This is a genomic window from Paenibacillus sp. FSL R5-0527 (genome assembly GCF_038008055.1).
GTDB classification, from domain to species: Bacteria; Bacillota; Bacilli; order Paenibacillales; family Paenibacillaceae; genus Fontibacillus; species Fontibacillus macerans.
Genome location: NZ_JBBOYI010000001.1, coordinates 2,198,184 through 2,215,214, shown reverse-complemented (window position 1 = coordinate 2,215,214; position 17,031 = coordinate 2,198,184). Strand labels below are relative to the sequence as shown.

17 protein-coding genes are annotated in these 17,031 nt (G+C 55.6%); 4 read left to right on the top strand and 13 right to left on the bottom strand.

The genetic code is table 11. The features are described from left to right. Positions 1-7: 7 nt before the first annotated feature. Positions 8-667, bottom strand: a complete 660-nt coding sequence (locus NYE69_RS09735) for a 3-oxoacid CoA-transferase subunit B (protein ID WP_340925987.1) — start codon at positions 665-667, stop codon at positions 8-10. Next, positions 664-1,329: an acetate CoA-transferase subunit alpha gene (atoD, locus tag NYE69_RS09730; protein WP_340925986.1), complete on the bottom strand. Its 666-nt coding sequence runs from the start codon at positions 1,327-1,329 to the stop codon at positions 664-666. Before atoD ends, NYE69_RS09735 begins: the two co-directional genes overlap by 4 nt. A 442-nt stretch (positions 1,330-1,771) precedes the next feature. Here atoD and rpoN point away from each other — a divergent pair, with 442 nt between their 5' ends. Further along, positions 1,772-3,085, top strand: a complete 1,314-nt coding sequence (gene rpoN, locus NYE69_RS09725) for an RNA polymerase factor sigma-54 (RefSeq protein WP_340925985.1) — start codon at positions 1,772-1,774, stop codon at positions 3,083-3,085. Between the two features lie 106 nt (positions 3,086-3,191). Here the strand turns inward: rpoN and NYE69_RS09720 are convergent, their stop codons facing one another. Both NYE69_RS09720 and NYE69_RS09715 read right to left on the bottom strand, forming a co-directional pair. Then, positions 3,192-3,413 carry a hypothetical protein gene (locus NYE69_RS09720; protein ID WP_036625556.1) on the bottom strand — a complete coding sequence of 74 codons (222 nt, stop codon included), beginning with the start codon at positions 3,411-3,413 and terminating at the stop codon, positions 3,192-3,194. Then, positions 3,362-3,706, bottom strand: coding sequence for a sigma-70 family RNA polymerase sigma factor (locus NYE69_RS09715; protein WP_340925984.1), 345 nt, complete (start codon positions 3,704-3,706; stop codon positions 3,362-3,364). The genes NYE69_RS09720 and NYE69_RS09715 overlap by 52 nt, the downstream gene beginning before the upstream one ends. 179 nt (positions 3,707-3,885) lie before the next feature. Here NYE69_RS09715 and NYE69_RS09710 point away from each other — a divergent pair, with 179 nt between their 5' ends. Continuing rightward, positions 3,886-4,101: a hypothetical protein gene (locus NYE69_RS09710; RefSeq protein ID WP_036625559.1), complete on the top strand. Its 216-nt coding sequence runs from the start codon at positions 3,886-3,888 to the stop codon at positions 4,099-4,101. Positions 4,102-4,296: 195 nt separating this feature from the next. Here the strand turns inward: NYE69_RS09710 and NYE69_RS09705 are convergent, their stop codons facing one another. Next, a complete protein-coding gene (locus tag NYE69_RS09705; protein ID WP_340925983.1) occupies positions 4,297-5,295 on the bottom strand; it encodes a Gfo/Idh/MocA family protein in 999 nt (332 codons plus the stop codon). A gap of 278 nt (positions 5,296-5,573) precedes the next feature. Here NYE69_RS09705 and NYE69_RS09700 point away from each other — a divergent pair, with 278 nt between their 5' ends. After that, positions 5,574-6,224, top strand: a complete 651-nt coding sequence (locus tag NYE69_RS09700) for a pectate lyase (protein ID WP_445744826.1) — start codon at positions 5,574-5,576, stop codon at positions 6,222-6,224. Between the two features lie 405 nt (positions 6,225-6,629). Here the strand turns inward: NYE69_RS09700 and NYE69_RS09695 are convergent, their stop codons facing one another. The 7 genes from NYE69_RS09695 to NYE69_RS09665 all read right to left on the bottom strand — a co-directional run bounded on the left by NYE69_RS09695 (position 6,630) and on the right by NYE69_RS09665 (position 13,438). After that, positions 6,630-7,253, bottom strand: coding sequence for an SGNH/GDSL hydrolase family protein (locus tag NYE69_RS09695; protein WP_326044779.1), 624 nt, complete (start codon positions 7,251-7,253; stop codon positions 6,630-6,632). Between the two features lie 198 nt (positions 7,254-7,451). Beyond that, positions 7,452-8,891, bottom strand: coding sequence for a sensor histidine kinase (locus NYE69_RS09690; RefSeq protein WP_340925981.1), 1,440 nt, complete (start codon positions 8,889-8,891; stop codon positions 7,452-7,454). A gap of 4 nt (positions 8,892-8,895) precedes the next feature. After that, positions 8,896-9,675, bottom strand: a complete 780-nt coding sequence (locus tag NYE69_RS09685; protein WP_326044781.1) for a response regulator transcription factor — start codon at positions 9,673-9,675, stop codon at positions 8,896-8,898. A 17-nt stretch (positions 9,676-9,692) separates the two neighbouring features. Continuing rightward, positions 9,693-10,484 carry a lantibiotic immunity ABC transporter MutG family permease subunit gene (locus NYE69_RS09680; RefSeq protein ID WP_340925979.1) on the bottom strand — a complete coding sequence of 264 codons (792 nt, stop codon included), beginning with the start codon at positions 10,482-10,484 and terminating at the stop codon, positions 9,693-9,695. Between the two features lie 2 nt (positions 10,485-10,486). Then, complete coding sequence (locus NYE69_RS09675) at positions 10,487-11,245, bottom strand: lantibiotic immunity ABC transporter MutE/EpiE family permease subunit (protein ID WP_340925978.1); 759 nt, start codon at positions 11,243-11,245, stop codon at positions 10,487-10,489. Next, positions 11,238-11,954 (bottom strand): lantibiotic protection ABC transporter ATP-binding protein, encoded by a 717-nt coding sequence (locus tag NYE69_RS09670; RefSeq protein ID WP_328270507.1) that lies wholly within the window; start codon positions 11,952-11,954, stop codon positions 11,238-11,240. Before NYE69_RS09670 ends, NYE69_RS09675 begins: the two co-directional genes overlap by 8 nt. A gap of 620 nt (positions 11,955-12,574) precedes the next feature. Then, positions 12,575-13,438, bottom strand: a complete 864-nt coding sequence (locus tag NYE69_RS09665; protein ID WP_328270508.1) for a DUF6612 family protein — start codon at positions 13,436-13,438, stop codon at positions 12,575-12,577. Positions 13,439-13,642: 204 nt separating this feature from the next. On the opposite strand from NYE69_RS09665, the gene NYE69_RS09660 reads away from it, so the two are divergent. Then, positions 13,643-14,299: a DUF1273 domain-containing protein gene (locus tag NYE69_RS09660; RefSeq protein WP_328270509.1), complete on the top strand. Its 657-nt coding sequence runs from the start codon at positions 13,643-13,645 to the stop codon at positions 14,297-14,299. A gap of 1,249 nt (positions 14,300-15,548) precedes the next feature. Here NYE69_RS09660 and NYE69_RS09655 read toward each other — a convergent pair. Beyond that, positions 15,549-16,979, bottom strand: coding sequence for a YfcC family protein (locus NYE69_RS09655; protein WP_340925977.1), 1,431 nt, complete (start codon positions 16,977-16,979; stop codon positions 15,549-15,551). Positions 16,980-17,031 lie beyond the last annotated feature (52 nt).

The window sequence follows — 17,031 nt, the reverse complement described above, 5'->3', positions numbered from 1 at the left end:
CTCGCACTTAAAGTTGCGGCAGATTAACGGCAAAAGACGCCGTTGTTTTTGCTTTTACCGTGTCCAGATCTACGCCGTCCGCCAATTCGATCAGCTCCAGCCCCCGCTCCGCAAAGCGGAATACCGCCAGCTCGGTGACGATCATGGACACCACGCCGACGGCCGTCAGCGGCAGCGTGCAGCGCTTGACGATTTTCGCCGCGCCGTCCTTGGCGCAATGCTCCATGGCGATGATGACTTTTTTGGCGCCGGTGACCAAATCCATCGCCCCGCCCATGCCCGGCACCATTTTTCCGGGAACCATCCAGTTGGCCAGATTGCCCTGCTCATCCACCTCAAGTCCGCCGAGCACGGACACGTCCACATGACCGCCGCGAATCAGCGCAAACGACACGGAGCTGTCGAAATAGCTGCCCCCGGGACGAAGGCCGGTCGGCTGGCCGCCCGCGTTCACCAGATCCTTGTCCGTCTGTTCGTTCACATCCGTCAGGCCGATAAATCCGTTTTCGGATTGAATCTGAATATCGATCCGCGAGTCCAGAAAAGCGGGGATCAACGTGGGCAGCCCGATGCCGAGGTTCACCACATCCCCGTCGCGGATTTCCTGCGCCACCCGTTTGGCGATTTTCTGTTTGGCCGTCAGCGCCCCCGTTTCGCTTCTCTTCATTCCCGTTCACCTCCGCTTTGCACGATTTTGTCCACCAATATCCCCGGAGTGACAATGCTGTCCGGGTCCAGCTCGCCGATCTCCACAATCTGCTCGGCTTCCGCGATCACCAGATCCGCGGCCAGGGCCATGATCGGGTTGAAATTGCGCGCCGACTTGCGGAACACCAAGTTGCCCGCCCGGTCCGCCTTGTAAGCTTTCAGCAAGGCCACGTCGGCGCGCAGCGGGGTTTCCAGCAAATATTCCCGGCCGTCCACAGCCACCTTCGGCTTGCCCTCTTCCACCAGGGTGCCGAGCCCCGTGCGGGTCAACACGCCGCCCAAGCCGGCGCCGCCCGCGCGGATCCGTTCGGCGAACGTGCCCTGCGGGGTCAATTCCACTTCCAGTTCGCCGGCGATCATTTGCCGGCCCGTCTCCGGATTGGTGCCGATATGGGAGGCGACCAGCTTCTTCACCCGGCGCTGGACGACCAGCGGCCCGCAGCCTTTGTCGGCCGTTCCCGTATCGCTGGAGATCAGGGTCAATTGATTCAGCCCGCTGTCCAGGATCGCCCGCACCAAACCCTCTGGCGCGCCAACGCCCATAAATCCCCCCATCATGACCGTCATTCCGCTCCTCAGGAACGAAAGCGCCTCGTCGAGCCGAATTACTTTGTCTTTCAATTTTCCTTTCACCTCGTTGCAGCAAAAATGTGGTTCAATTAAACTAACAAGCAAAAACCGTGCCAAACTCCGATGACAGTGGCGGAAAAGCCCGGCACTCCAGCAAAAAATAAAAATCCGGAGGCAATGTCTCCGGACCGGACGGCCGCCAATATTTCTAAACATTTAGAACAGAACCCCCTCCATGGAAGATGGTTCCGCGATCCGCAAGCGTTCCAGCTTTTGATAACGAAATCCCAAATATTTAGAAGAAAAGAAAGCAAACGATGCGTTATCGCTCATTTTTGAACCCAATGTGAACTTTGGCCAAAAAAATATTTTTCCCCCGCCTAAAAAGTAAAGGCTAACTTCTTTTTACGAGAAGGCGGTGTATCATATTAAAAAATCGCGCTGCCCGGCGTGGCGTGAATCACCATCGTTATTTGGAAAGGAGTTCATCCGCGTGCGTACCCAAATCCAAAACAAGCAACGCCAAACCGCGCAATTGAACGTCAATCCGCAAATGCTCCAGACGTTTCGGCTGCTTGCGATGGCGAACGGCGAATTGGAACGCCTAATCAGCGAAAAGGCGCAGACCAATCCGTTTATCGAAATCCTGCCGCCGCGGCCAAATAGTCGTATGTCCGCCGGCCTATCCAGGCAAACCGCCGCGGGCTTGTCCACTGAACTGCTGGGCTATAAGTTGAAAGCGAAAACAACGAGTGAAGAGGCGATTTGGGAGGAGTTAAAATTCAGCGTGGATGATCCTAAGGTGAAAAAAGCTTTGCAATTCCTGATCGGGAATTTGGACGAAGCGGGGTATTTGCCGCCGGACATCGACCGCCATGCCGAACAGGCCGGCATTTCCCGCGCCGCGTTCGCCAGGGCGCTTTGGCTGCTGCAGCAGGAAGGCGCGCCCGGGATCGGCGCCCGTTCATTGCAAGAGTGCCTGGAACTGCAGTTGATTCGCGAAGGCCGAAAAAACTCCCTGGCCTATATAATGGTGCACAGCTACATGGAAGAAACGGCGCGGGGCGACCTGCCGGCCATCGCCAGGGAAACCGGAGCTCCGCTTGCAGAAGTGGCGGAAAGCCTGGCCCGCATCCGTAAGCTGCAGCCCCGGCCAGGATTGGTTTACGAGGACGCAGAGCCCGCCCCGGCAGTGAAGGATATCGCCGCCAGCGTAACGATGGCCGACGGACGCCTGAAAATCGCCTTGAATTCGGTCAAGATTAGCCTGTATGAAGACACCGGCTATCTCGAAAGCATAAAAGAGGCATGTTCCGGGGAGTTAAGGCAGCAAATCGACGAGGCACGGACGCTGGCCCATCAGTTGGATTACCGCCGTTCGGTGTTGTTAAAAGTAGTAACCGCGATTGTGCGGAAGCAGCGGGCTTTTTTCCAAGGCGGCATCCATGAACTCAAACCGCTTAAGCTGGAACAAATCGCCCGCAGCACGGGGATGCATCCGTCCACCGTCAGCCGCGCGATCAAAGACAAATGGCTGGATACGCCCTGGGGCGTGTACAGCTTCAAATATTTTTTGGCCGGGGGAATTGAAGCGAAGTCCGGGGATATGCTCGCCGTCAGCGCGGTCAAGCAAATGATCCGCGAGTTGATCGCGGGCGAAGATAAAAGGAAACCTCTTACGGATCAGCTCATCGCCGGTCTGCTCCAGGAAAGAGGAATCTCCATCTCCAGAAGAACCGTCGCCAAATACCGGACGCAAGCGAAAATCGCCCCGGCCTCGCAGCGTAAATTGAACCTCCATCTATAAAGGTAAAATAAACCCGGAAATAACAACGTGCTCCCTCGGAATTTTATACTTTCTGATATGTTGAAAAAGCCTGCAAAAGCGCAGGCTTTTCCGTCTCCTAGCGTCCTCAGTCCTTCCGCTCCTTGATCATCTCCAGAAACTCGAGAATGATATCGGAAACGGCGTCTTCTTTAGACATATGGATAAACTTGCTTGTATGCAAAATGTCGCCTTTAAACAACTCAATCAGCTTTAACGTCGATTCGGGATCGTTCTCCCTCGCTTTGCGCAGCAAATTCAGGAACTCTTCATCATCCGGGACAGCTCTTTGATCATCTTTCGTTTCCATTTGTTCACCCCTTGCTGAGTCATATTCAACTCGCGGGCGACTTCCTCCTCAGTTTTGTCCTGTAGAAAGAGTTTGTGGATGATCGTTTTGCCCGTATCGGAAGGAAGCGCATTAATCAACTGTCTCACAACGATTTTGTTATCAGAAGATGAGGTGAAGCAGGTTACGGCCGGCTCGACTCCATTGAACGAACATTCCCGTTTTCTCACAGTCTTGGCTTTGTACTGAACCCTCCAAGCGATCCGATAAACTTCTTTGCGATATTGCTCGTACACGGTGTGTTGTTCTTTCATAACGACTTCCCCCTTTCATTTTCATCTTCTATATATAGGGAAATTTTGACGGGCCATACACAACCATAATTATATAGCTAATTATTATTATAACATTTTTTCTAATTATTGGTTGTACTTTGCCCAAATAAATTTCACTATATAAGTGAAAGGCCCAAAAAATCAAAGGAGGTATTAGCATGCAGGTTGCGGATATCGTGTCGTTGGTTGCCAATGTCGGGTTTCCTGTCACGTTGTGCTTCATTCTGATCAAGTATGTGCTGCAGACCGTCGGCGATAAATTGGGCAAGATCGAAACCTCGCTTGAGGAGCTTTCCGAGCAGGTGCAGCAGTTGGAAAGCATGGTGGACGAAGAAAAAACGGGAAACGCGTTCTCGACGAAAAAAATAATCTAACAAACTTTCAGACATCCCGACTGGAAAGGTTGTACCGCCGGGGCGGCTAAAAGCTGCCCCTTATTATACATATTCCCGGATGCTTCATTTTAGAACATTCACCCCACCTCCATCCGGTTTCATTCCCTTCGGCGGCACCGCAATCCGTGCAAAAAAATCCCGCCAAGGCTTCTCTGGCCCGACGGGATAAAGTTTTTACGCTTGCTTTTCAAACGGATAACGCAGCCCCCACGGTTCACGGATCTTATCGAGCAGGCGCATGATGGCCAGCGACTCGTCCAGCGGGATTTCCGCGCTTTCGGTCAGCCCGGCGCTCAGGGCCTGTCCGACTGCCTCCGCTTCAAACACATAACCCTTCGTTGCGCGGTCGTCGACGAACGTTTCCGCTTCTTCTCCGTCCGCGTACAAGGTGGCGGTTTTGGCGTTCAAGAAGCCGGGGACGTATATTTTCCCTTGGGTGCCGTGAATGTACGCATCGTTGCCGATCGCCAGCCGGACGCCTCCGTTCAGGGAGGCGATTTTGCCGCCCTCATAAGTGAGCAGCGCGGAAAAATACTCATCCACTCCGGTTTCCCCAAGGTGAGCCGTGCTTTGGATTTGCTGCGGATTGGCGCCCAGCACCATCGCGGCAAAGGAAACCGGATAAATGCCGGCATCCAGCAGCGCGCCTCCACCAAGCTCCGGGTTGAACAGGCGGCCGGCCGGGTTCCAATCGGCGCGGAAGCCGAAATCGGCTTTCACCAGGCGCACCTCCCCGATCCGCCCGGCGGCCAGCCATTCCCGGACCCGGCGAATCGCGGGCAGAAACCGCGTCCACATCGCTTCCATCAGAAACAGCTTGCGCTCCCGCGCGTAGGCGACGAGCTCCTCCAGCTCGGCGCTGTTCACCGTAAACGGCTTTTCGCACAAAACCGCTTTTCCGGCCCGCAGCGCCAGCATGACATTGTCCTTGTGCAAAGGATGCGGAGTCGCCACATAAACCGCGTCCACGTTGGCATCCGCCAGAAGCTCCTCATAGCTGCCGTAAGCCTGCGGGATACGGTATTTATCCGCAAACGACTTGGCTTTTTCCAGCGAACGCGAGCCTACGGCATAGGCTTCCCCATTTCCGGCATGGGCCAGGTCCTCCGCGAATTGCTCGGCAATCCAGCCGGACGCCATAATGCCCCATTTGATTTTCGCCGTTTCTCCCACTTGCGAATCCCCTCCTGAGCCAAACGAATAATTTTCATCATGATACTCTTTTCGAGGAAAGCAAGGAAATCACCTGCATATACCGGAAAGGAAAATTCAAAAAACCAGATTCCAAATATTGATATTGTTACTGAATAAGGATATTATTGGATTTAGATGCGGCCGGAGGTGCACATCTGGAAGCGCATCCAACGGTGGAAGCAGCATACGTTTTTGAACCACCGAAAAATTTCGTTGGAGAAAGGAAGGTATGTGAGTTGAAAAAAGCCCTAGCCCTTATTTTGTCCAGTGTAATTTTGGTAGCGCTATCAGGAGTAACACCAGCGAAAGCCGCGACCCCGATTGTGGTCAACTCAACGATTGTGGTGAAAGCGGGGGAAACATTTGACGGGAAAGGCCAGACATATGTGGCGAATCCCGACACCTTGGGGGACGGCAGCCAGGCCGAAAACCAGAAACCGATTTTCAAACTGGAAAACAACGCAACCCTGAAAAACGTCTATATCGGCGCACCGGGCGCCGACGGCGTGCACGTCTACGGCAACGGCACCATCTCAAACGTGACCTGGCTTGACGTAGGCGAAGACGCCCTGACGCTCAAAAAGTCCGGCACGGTCAATATTACCGGCGGCGGAGCGTATAAAGCATACGACAAAGTGTTCCAGGCCAACGCGGCCGGCACGATCAACATTAAGAATTTCAAGGCCAACGACATCGGCAAATTAGCCCGGCAAAACGGCGGCACTTCGTATAAAGTCGTGTTCACGCTGGATAATTCGGACATTTCCGATGTGAAGGACTCCATTTTCAGAACGGACAGCAAAACGAGTACGGCCAAAATCACAAACACGCGGTATCATAATGTGCCCACGCTGTTCAAAGGGTTTGCTTCCGGCAACACCAGCCAGTCCGGCAATACGAAGTATTAGAGGCGGCTGTCCCGGAGCGTTTTTGTAAATACTCCAAAACACCCCGGGAATAACGACAAAAAAGGGCCTTATTTTCCCGAAAAAAGGGGGCCTGCAGAAATAGAGGAATTTATTGTCCCTATTTGAGTAAGGTGAGGGCAACCAGGTGCTTTTTCCCAGCCTAGTCCCAAAATAACGGCATAAATTTCCTCTATTTTGCGCAGGAGCCAGCAAATCTCGAAAATAACGGCACAAATTGTCTCTATTGTCTCTATTGCCAACAGAGGATCGGCAGCGATAATTTCGCTGGCGACGACCAGCTAACCTACCTCGGCGCCCCCGCGAAATCCGCCGCCGATGCCTCCGGGTTTGCGCACAAAGAGACCGCCGGAGGAATTCCTCCGGCGGTCTTTTTCGATCAAGAAATTACACTCCGGCGGCTCTGATCCAGGCATCCGCGATCAGCCCGTGTCCCGCTGCCGAAGGATGGACGCCGTCCGGCGCCCAGTAAGCCGGCTCCGCTTTGGCGGAAGCCGCCGCAAACAAGCCGTCGAGCGGAACGAGGATCGCTTCGAATTCGCGGGCGAGCTCGCGCACGATGGCGATTTTCGGATCAAGGTCAGCGCGCCACTGTTTGCGATCCTCCGGAATCGGCAGCACAAACGGCTCCAGCAAAATCAGCTTCGCATCCAGCCGCTCCTTGGTGCGTTCCAAAATGTTGCGGTAAGACGCCTCAAATTGTTCTGCGGTTGTTACGTCGTTCGAATCGAACCCCCGCCAGGTGTCGTTAATGCCGATCAGAATCGATACCCAAGTTGGTTTGAGGTCAAGGCAATCCCGGTCCCAGCGGTTTTTCAGATCGATGGCCCGGTTCCCGCTGATGCCGCGGTTTACAAAAACAAGGTTTTTCTCCGGGAACAAATGTCCCAGCCGCGAAGCCACCATCAGCGGATAACCGAAGCCCAGCGAGGAACTGTCCTCGTAATTCCGCCCGCAGTCGGTAATGCTGTCGCCTTGAAACAATACGACGTCGTTCTCCTTAAAAATCATGCGTGACTGTTACTCCTTTCGTTTCCCCAGGGTTAGTCCGGCTTTCGGAGCGGATCTTATGTAAGCGTTGTCGATTCTGGGCTGGCAAACCGCCCGCTGTCGTACGCATTTATTATAAGCCAATTGCCGGCTTGCCGGAATACGGCGATTTTCGGACAATTACAGGGCGGTTGCCTGGCAACCGCCGGTGCGATCGCCCTATTCTCCCGCGGCTGCGGCGGCGATCGCAAACGTCACCACCGCTCCGCCGTCCTCCGCGTTGCCGGCTTTGATCCAGCCCCCGTGGCTTTCAACCAGCCGCTTGGCGATGTAAAGTCCCAGGCCGGAGTGGCCTTCCGCCTGTCCGCGCGCTTTGTCGGCCCGGTAAAAACGCTCAAACACCTTTTTCTCCTCCCCAGGGTTAAAACCGGGACCGGTATCCCGAATCCGATAAAGAACCTGCCGCTCTTCGGTTTTGAGGCCGACTTCGATGCGCCCGCCTTCCGATGCGTAAGAAATGCTGTTGGATATGATATTGCCGAGGATCCGCTCCAGCTTCTCCGTATCGATCCGGTATACTCCTTCGGCCCCTTCCGGGTGAAAGAGAAGGCGAATCCCCTTGTCTCTGGCGGCCGGTTCGAATTGCCCCACCAGCTTTTCGGTCCAGGGAATAAGTTCGACCGGCGAGACGTCAAGCCGCCCTTCGAGCCGTTCCACCTCGGCGCTGTATTGCAGCTGGCGCACGAGCCCGGCGCTTTTTTGCGCATTGTCGTGGATCACCGAAAGATAACGGCGCTGCTTATCATCCGCGGCCCCGGATTCCAGCAAAGCCTCGGCATAACCCGAAATGAGCGATATCGGCGTTTTCAGATCATGGGCCAGCGCTTCGACCATTTCGGCTTTTTCCCGCTCCAGCCGCCACTGCGCGGACAACGACGAGCGGAGCTCCTCCTGCATCTGCGCGAACGCGGCGCACAGTTGGCCGAGTTCATTGCCGGAGCGGTATTCAATCGTGAAGTCCAAATCCTTGTCGGCAATTTTGCGGGACGCCTGCATCAGCATGCGGATCGGCTCGTTCATCCGCCCGGCGATTCGTCTAGCGAACAGCAGCGTAAACAGCAGGATGTAAAAAAACGGCGACAGCAAAATAGCGATGTAAACGGCCGCCAGCCAGCCGCGGCCTTCGGCGTACGTCGGGCTCAGCGTGTAGGAGAGCAGGATGGCCCCTGAAATCCGCCCGTCCCCGCCGATCACCGGCACCGTCTGGACATACCGGCCGCGGAGCCCGGTCACCGTGTTCAGCCTGTCGTACAATTGCCGTTTTCCTGCGAAAATTTGGTCGTGGAATGTTCCATAGATATAGTCTCCTTCGCCGTCGACCACCTGATAAAGGAAGCCGGCCGCGGGCACTTTGGCTTCCAGCGCTTCCCTCCGGGACGGATCGAGCAAAGCCGTATTTTCCTCCCGGATGTATTCCTTAATGCCCGGAATTTGTTTTTCGTAAAAATTGGCCGGATAAACGCTGCTGTTCTCCATCCGGGTGAACAGCAGGACCCCAAACGCATAGGTAATAACGGTAGCCGCCAAACTGAGCGCAAGGATCAGCGCAAAGCCGAGGGTAAACTGCGATTTCAGCGACCAATGGGCGATTTTTTTCATCTGCTTACCCCTTATTCCATTTGTAGCCAATGCCCCATACGGTCTGGATATAGTCCCCGGACGGATCGGCCGCGGCCAGCTTGGCCCTGATTTTTTTGATATGTTCAACGACGGTGGACGAGTCGCCCTCCGCATCCAAACCCCAAATCCGTTCATACATCTGCTCCCGGGAAAAAACCTGGCCCGCGTGCAGCGCAAGCAGCTCGACGATTTCGTACTCCCTCCGGGTCAGCGCCACCGGCGTGCCGCAAACCGTTACGGCCATGCCTTTCAGGTCGAGCTCCAGGTTCCGCCAGCGCAGAAGCGCTTGTGCCGCAGTTCCCGCACCGGAAGTGCCGGTGATATTCGCAGTGCCGGTGGTATCGGTGGTGCTGGTGGTATCGGCGGTACGGATGGGGCCAGCGGCATTTGCGTTTTGTCTGGCGCGTTCCTCCCGGCGCAGATTGGCCTCGATGCGGGCGAGAAATTCCCGCAGGCCAAAAGGCTTGACGATGTAATCGTCGCCGCCGAGCGAAAAGCCCTTGACCCGGTCGTTTTCCGACTGCCGGGCGCTGACGAACAGGATCGGACAGCGGACGGTGTCGCGGATTGCCCGGCACACCTCAAAGCCGTCCCGCCCCGGCATCATGATATCCAAAATGACCAGATCGGGCTGCGAGCCCGCCAGCTCGATGCCGCGGTCCCCGTCGTACGCGGCCAGCACGTTGTGCCCCCTGGCCGTGAGCTCATCCGCCAGCAGCTCCACCATGTCCCGCTCATCGTCAACGATCAAAATCGTACTCATCGCAACCTCCGCCATTTCTATTCGTAAGTTTTGCGTCCTTCCCAGCGGACAAACCATATTGTACCGCAGATTGCGAGAACGATAAACGCGGCGAGCGCCAGCAGGAGGGCGGCGTTGGCCTGCCGGAGGTACAGCTCAAGGGCCAGGGCGCCTTGCCCCTGCTGAAATTCCGGCTGTCGCTGCATGAGCGGCAGCAGCGACAGCCGGACCGGCCAGGCCCAGGGGACGAATGTCCAAATGCGGTCCCCGATGGCCGTGGCGCCGACGATCGCGGCGAGCAGAAAGCCCGCCCCGCCGGCCGCGGCGGAAGCGCCCATCCCGTAAGCGAACGCCAGCCATAGATGCAGCGCGCAAAGCGCCAGCGAGCCGAGCGTCCCATACGCCGCTCCCGCGAGAAAAAATCCGGCATCGGCGTTGGCTATGCCAAGCAGCGTCCCCATGCCGGTGACGAGCAGCAGCGTGGCCGCGAAGATGCCGCAGCCGACGGGCAGCGCCACCATCAGCAGCTTGCCCGCGTAGCTCAGCGCCCGCGGCTGCCGCCGCCCGAGCAGCCCGCCGAAACGGCCGGCCTGCTCCTCCTGCATGGCGAGCATCCCGGACAGCAGGCCGATGGCGAGCGGCAGCGCGGAGGCGATCAATTGGAAGAACGCGTCATATATCGAGTTCGCCAAACCCGGCGTCACCGGCCGGCCCGAATAATACCACAGTAAAATTCCCGCGGCCAGCGGCGGCGCCGCGAACACGAGCCAGCGGTAGCCGGTGCGTTTGGTGAGCAGCCAGTCGGCGCGGAGTATGCGCAGAAGAGCCATCGTTAACGTACCTCCCGGCGGGAGTACCACAGCGCGGTCAGGAGCAAGGTGATGGCCAGAAACGCGATCGCGGCCGCGAACCCGGCCGGAATGACGGCGCGGCTAAGCAGCGGATCGCCGGCCGGAAGCGGGACGCCGTTCGGATGGACCCCAATGAGCGGGGCCATCAGGCGGGCCGGCCAGCTCCACGGGACGAGCAGCCAATACGGCCGCGACGCCGCAAGGACGCCGGCGAACATTCCGGCCAAACCGAGCAGGAGCGAGACGGCCGTGCCCTTCCATGCCGCCACGAGCAAATGCAGGGGGATCAAGGCCGCCGACAGCAGCCAGACCACCGCGCTGGCCATGGCAATGTCCGTGAAGGGCACAGGCCCCTCGGCGATCAGCAGGCCCGCGGTCACTACCGACGCGACCAAAACGGCGGAGGACGCCAGCGTGTGGCCGGCCAGAACAGCCGCTTTGGCCAGCCACAAACGCCGGGGCGAAACCGGCAGCGCCCGCAAGGAGCGTTCGGCGCCCGATTTTTTCTCGCGCGCTTCCGTCAGACCGCACAATAGCGCGTTCCCGACCGGCACAAACAGTACCGGCCACCAGTTAAACACCATGAACAGGAGCGCGTCCCAGCCGCCGATCGTCTGATCCGGCATCAGTATTTTGACGACGATTGCGAACAGCACGAAGAACAAAGGAGCGCCGCAGGCCAGCTTCCTGGCAAAGGTGCGTTTTGATTTCAAGATTTCCGCCCGAAGCAAGTTAAGCATGGCCCATCCCCTCCTTCACCCGGTTTTCCCGGACCACTTCCATAAACAGCGCCTCCAGGTCGCTGCCGCGCCGGTTCGCCCCCTCATAGCACAGACGCCCCCCGCTGATAATGCCGATATCGTCGGCGGTATGCTCCACCTCGGTCAGGATGTGGCTCGACAGGATCACCGTAATGCCCCGCCCTGGAAAAGAGCGGATCAGTTCGCGCAGCTCCTGGATGCCAAGCGGATCAAGCCCGTTCGTCGGCTCGTCCAAAATCAGCAGTTTCGGGTTTTGCACAAGCGCGATCGCGATCCCCAGCCTTTGCTTCATGCCCAGCGAAAATTGGGACGCCTTTTTGCGGCCGGTACCGGTGAGGCCGACAGTCTCAAGCACCTCCCGGATCCGTGTTTCGGGCAGGTTCAGAAGCCGGGTATGCACCAGCAGGTTTTCGCGCGCCGTCAAATTGCCATACAGCGCCGGCGATTCGATCAGCGCCCCGATCTCCGCCAGGCAATCGCGGCTCCACAGCTTGCCGTTCACCCATATTTCGCCGGAGGTAGGCCGCAGCAGTCCCGCGATCATTTTCAGCGTTGTCGTTTTCCCGGCGCCGTTGGGTCCCAGCAGGCCGTACACCGTGCCCGGGCGGATATGAAGCGACACGCCGGAAACGGCGGCATGTCTGCCAAAGCGTTTTTCCAGATTCACCGTTCGTAAAACTTCATTCATCTGCCATCATCCTCTGTCATTATTATGGGGGATTTCCCCCTCTGCCAGAGAGCTTATCAAGCAATTATAAAGAATCGCTAAAGATGAGTTTCGGGTGTCCGAAAAAATCCAGCTCCATTTGTTCAAAAAATTGTTTGAATTTTGACACAAAATGTTCAATAATAGAGTTAGACACAAAACGTTCACAATTTCATCCTGCCGGTGAACGAATTCAAAGTGCGAATTCAAAAAGCCCGGCTTCACTTCGTGATCAAAAGGGACTTTTTGAATCACCTCTTAAAAGGAGCTGATCCTCATGTGGCAAAACGGAAGCGATTCTAAAGGCAACGCATTTTTGTGGATTGTTGCGCTGGGTACGTTTTATGCCGTGTTTTATACGATGTTCACTCTTTTCTCGATTCATGGATAATAAAGCTTCATTTTTGTAACCGTTAACAGACAAACCTATACAACGACGTCCCTCCTATACGACGCGGTTTCCTTGTACCCATAAAAAAACAAACCGCTGTCCCGTCCGATCAGGCGAACCGGGTCAAGCGGTTTGTTTTTCGCTTTGCGCTCCATGCAAAAAGAGCGGGTGCCCGTTGCATCCCGCCCTTGTTTGCTCTGCCGTTATAACATTATACCGCGCTGTCCAAAACCTCTTGCGGCACTTTGATTTCGGAAACTTCGTTGTGCTTGGAAATCGTGCTGTCCATCTTCATTTCGAGCGAAACGCTTTGGCCGTCCTGGCTCATTTCCATCGTCATTTCGACATTGGTTTTTGTCGGCAAATAAGTTTCCTTGTTTATGCCGTAAGTAATTTTGATGCCTTTAATGTTCATTTGATCCAGCATCGCCGCCATTTGCTCATTTTCCCCGCCGGACTGGCTCATGAGCGTTTTCGCCAGCTCTTTAACGCTGTCGCCGGACACGTCGGCCGCCAGGATATATTCGCCGCCTTCTTCGGACACTTTCGTCTCGCCGGCAATCGCCTTAAACTGCTCCAGTTGTTTTTCCAGATTAGCCGATTGCCCCATGCTGGCCAAGATTTGATCGCGCTGATCATCCGGCAGCTTCGTCCAGGTGCCCGTAGCATTCGTGAAGATGCCTTCTTCGGTGACGTATTGCTCGAATTTCTGTTCCCCGCTGTCCGGGATGGACATTTGCGTTTCATTGTACATGGCCAGAGGTTCCTTGGTCGTGTCGATCTTCATCTTCATGTCGACCTTTTGCTCCTGCTTCTGTTCCCCTGCGGTTACGACAATATTTTGGTTTACGCTGGCATCCATCGAGAAGCTTTTCAACCCTTTGCTGGCTTCCGTTGTTTTTTGGATCAGCTCGTCCACCGTCGGTACGGCTCCAGTGTTACCCGAAGTCTCCGCAGTAGCCGGCGTTTGCGCTCCCCCTTCGGCATTGCCGCCTTTTGCCGCCTTTTCTCCCCCGCATGCTGTCAAACTTACTGCCAAAATGGCTGTCAATAGTACTGTGACCCACTTCTTCAAAAGCTTGTCCTCCTAAATTATGTATTCCTATCCATGTTAACTAACATGCGGTGAAAGCAATAGGGAAAAAAGTCCAGTTTATCCGAAGTTCAAGGTCCTGATTATATAGTTATTTAGAACTATATGCTACTGCGTGAGGGACGAAATCCCATAAAAGTTTATAATAGAGATAACCCTATTTAGAAGCATAAGGAGTTTTCACCTTTGAAAAATATTCTGGTTACCGGTTACCGGGCGCACGAGCTCGGCATTTACAGCAACAAGCACAAAGGCATCCCCTATATCCGTCAAGCCATCGCCTCCCGGCTCATTCCGCTGGCGGAGGAAGGCCTTGAATGGGTGATTACGCCCGGGCAGTACGGCGTTGACCTGTGGGCCTGCGAAGCCGTGTTCGGCTTGAAGCGGAGATACCCGCAGCTGAAATGCTCCATCATTACGGCGTACAGCCGCCAGGAAGAAAAATGGAGCGAAGAGAAACAACAATACTACCGGCAAATTTTGCAGCAGGTGGACTTTTTCGCCGAGGCGAGCAAAGAGCCGTATACCGGGCCTTGGCAGTTCAAGGCCAGGGACGAGCTGTTATTCCGCAAAACGGACGGCATCCTGCTCGTTTATGACGAAGACGCGGGCGAAGCCAGCCCGAAATTTTTCAAAGAACGCGCTTTGAAAAAGCAGGCCCAAGACGGATACGCCTACTTCAGCATCGGCGCCGAGGAAATCCAGGCGATCGCCGCCGAAGAGCAATCCGCGTATATCGATGAAATCCCGGATGGCAGCCTTGATGATGGCCTTGACGGCGGCTTCGACGGCAGAGTCGACGGGGACCTCGATAGGGACCTCGATGGTAGATTCGACAGCTGATTCGATAACTGATTCGACAGCTGATTCGATAGCTAATTCGATAGCTAATTCGGCGGGATCCTCGATGACAGCTCCGGCGGGATCCTCCATGACAGCTCCAGTGCGATCTGCGATGAAGAAGCTCGATGGCTGATTCGATGGCAGTTTCGCGTGAACCTTCGATGGCAGACCGGAATACTAGTAAGGCCGGTTTCCAACGAAATTCAAGCCGGTAAATGCAGGCTAGTTTGGTACGAGATCATACGGTTCGTTCTAGTGCAAGTTAGTTGGTACGAGATCATGCGGTTCGTTCTAGTGCAAGCTAGTTGGTACGAGATCATGCGGTTCGTTCTAGTGCAAGTTAGTTGGTACGAGATCATGCGGTTCGTTCTAGTGCAAGTTAGTTGGTACGAGATCATGCGGTTCGTTCTAGTGCAAGTTAGTTGGTACGAGATCATGCGGTTCGTTCTAGTGCAAGTTAGTTGGTACGAGATCATGCGGTTCGTTCTAGTGCAAGTTAGTTGGTACCGAGTGCATACCAGTCGTAGGCCATTCTATACGCGTACATACTATGCAAGTCTCCCACCAAATGCAAAAGTGCAGGCGATTTTTGTCGAAGCTGCTCAATATGGGCGGTTCAAATGCAAAAGTGCAGCTCGTACTCGCCTGTATAACCATAATTTGTAAATTCGATAGAAATCAACTGCACTTTTACATTTCATCTCCCCGGAAACGTGAAATTCAGAAAAATGAACTGCACTTTTGCAGTTGGTTCTGCAAAGTAAAAGGGAAGACGCACGTTATCTGCCAAGTGCTAAACAAAGTTTAGCCGCTCGCATGATGCAGGCGGCTAAAGCTAGCAGGAAGTGCGGTCAGCCAAAACCAGCCGCGTTAGGCGAAATCGGCCAGGACAGAGCCGCGCAAGGCGCTGACCAGATACCCAGAGCCGTGCAAGGCGCCGACCAGTTATCCAGAGCCACGCAATGTGCAGGCCAGATAACCCAGAGCCGCGCAGGGCGCTGATCAGATACCCAGAGCCACGCAATGTGCAGGCCAGATAACCCAGAGCCGCGCAGGGCGCTGACCAGATACCCAGAGCCACGCAATGTGCAGGCCAGATAACCCAGAGCCGCGCAGGGCGCTGACCAGATACCCAGAGCCACGCAATGTGCAGGCCAGATAACTCAGAGCCACGCAAGGCTCAGAGGCCGGCCAAGCCCGAGCCATCAGGGCCCAAGCGCTCTCTTGCGGCCAAGCCGCAATTTCCCGCTCACATCCCCACCGAAGCGGAGATGGCCGCAAATACGGCCGCGATGATCCACAGGACGGCGAACAGCTTGATGATCACTTTGATCCATTGGCCGAAGTTGATGCGGGCGATCGCCAGGCCGGCCAGCAGTACTCCGCCCGTCGGGGAGATCAGATTGGTTAGGCCGTTCCCGAACTGGTAGGCCGTAACGATCGCTTCGCGGTTGATGCCGACCAGGTCGCCCAGCGGGGCCAGCACCGGCATCGTCAACGCCGCTTCGCCGGAGGAGGAAGGCACCAGGAACGTGATGACGTTATGCACCAGCAGCATGATTGTCGTAAATGCGTAACTCGGCAACCCTTTCAGCAGATTGGCCAGAGAGTTCAGAATCGTGTCGATGATCATGCCGTTTTCGGCAATGACGAGAATTCCGCGGGCCAAGCCGATGATGACGGCGGCATAGATGAATTCGGCGCAGCCTTTGACGAAATTTTCCGCCATTTCGCGCTGATTCATCTTCGACACGATCCCGGCAAACAGGCCGAGCGCAAAAAACACCGCCCCGATTTCGGTCATATACCAGCCTTTGGCCAAAATCCCCCACACGATCAACCCCAAAGTGGCGACAAATCCGCCGACAATCAGCTTGTCCCGCACGGAGAAAACCACCTCTTCGCCGCTATCCTCCTTAAGAAAAAGCGGACGGGTCAGCAAATCGCTTTTGAAGACGACCGATTTCTCGGGGTGCTTTTTGACCCGGTGGGCATACCACATCGTAAACGCGATCGAGACGCCCGTAAACACGATCCATTCGATAAACCGCAACCACAGCTGCGGATTTCCGTGGATTCCGGCCACACCCTGCGCGATCAGGACCGAAAACGGATTGGTCGTAGAGCCGACGTAACCGATCTGCGTGCCCAAAAACAGGATCAGAATCGCGGTCATCGAATCAAATCCAAGCGCAAACATCAACGAGATAAAGATCGCGTACAAAGGAATCGTTTCCTCGCTCATCCCGAACGTGGAGCCGCCGAGGCTAAAGATCACCATGGCGATCGGAATGACGAGTATCCCCTTGTTTTTGAGCCGTCGGGCCAGCGCCAGCAGCGCCCGATCCACCGCGCCGCTCTGCAAAATGATGCCGAAAGCCCCGCCGACGATCAGCACAAACGCCACGACATCCGCGGCATTGATCAGACCTTCCATCGGTGCGCTCAAAATCTGCGGGATCCCCTGGCGCAAATTCCCGTCTTCGCCGCTTTTCGGCACGGTATGGTACGTTCCCGGCACGATCGCCGATTTGGTCATGCCGTCGACGGTAACCTCCTGGCGGTCGAACTGTCCGCTCGGCACGATCCAGGTTAGCGCGGCCATCAGAACGATAATGGCAAAAATCAACACATAACTATGAGGCAGGGACCATTTCCGTTTTTTACTTTCCGCTTCCATTGAAATCCCCTCTATTCCCGGATTTGTATAAACTAAGCCGTTTTCATATCGT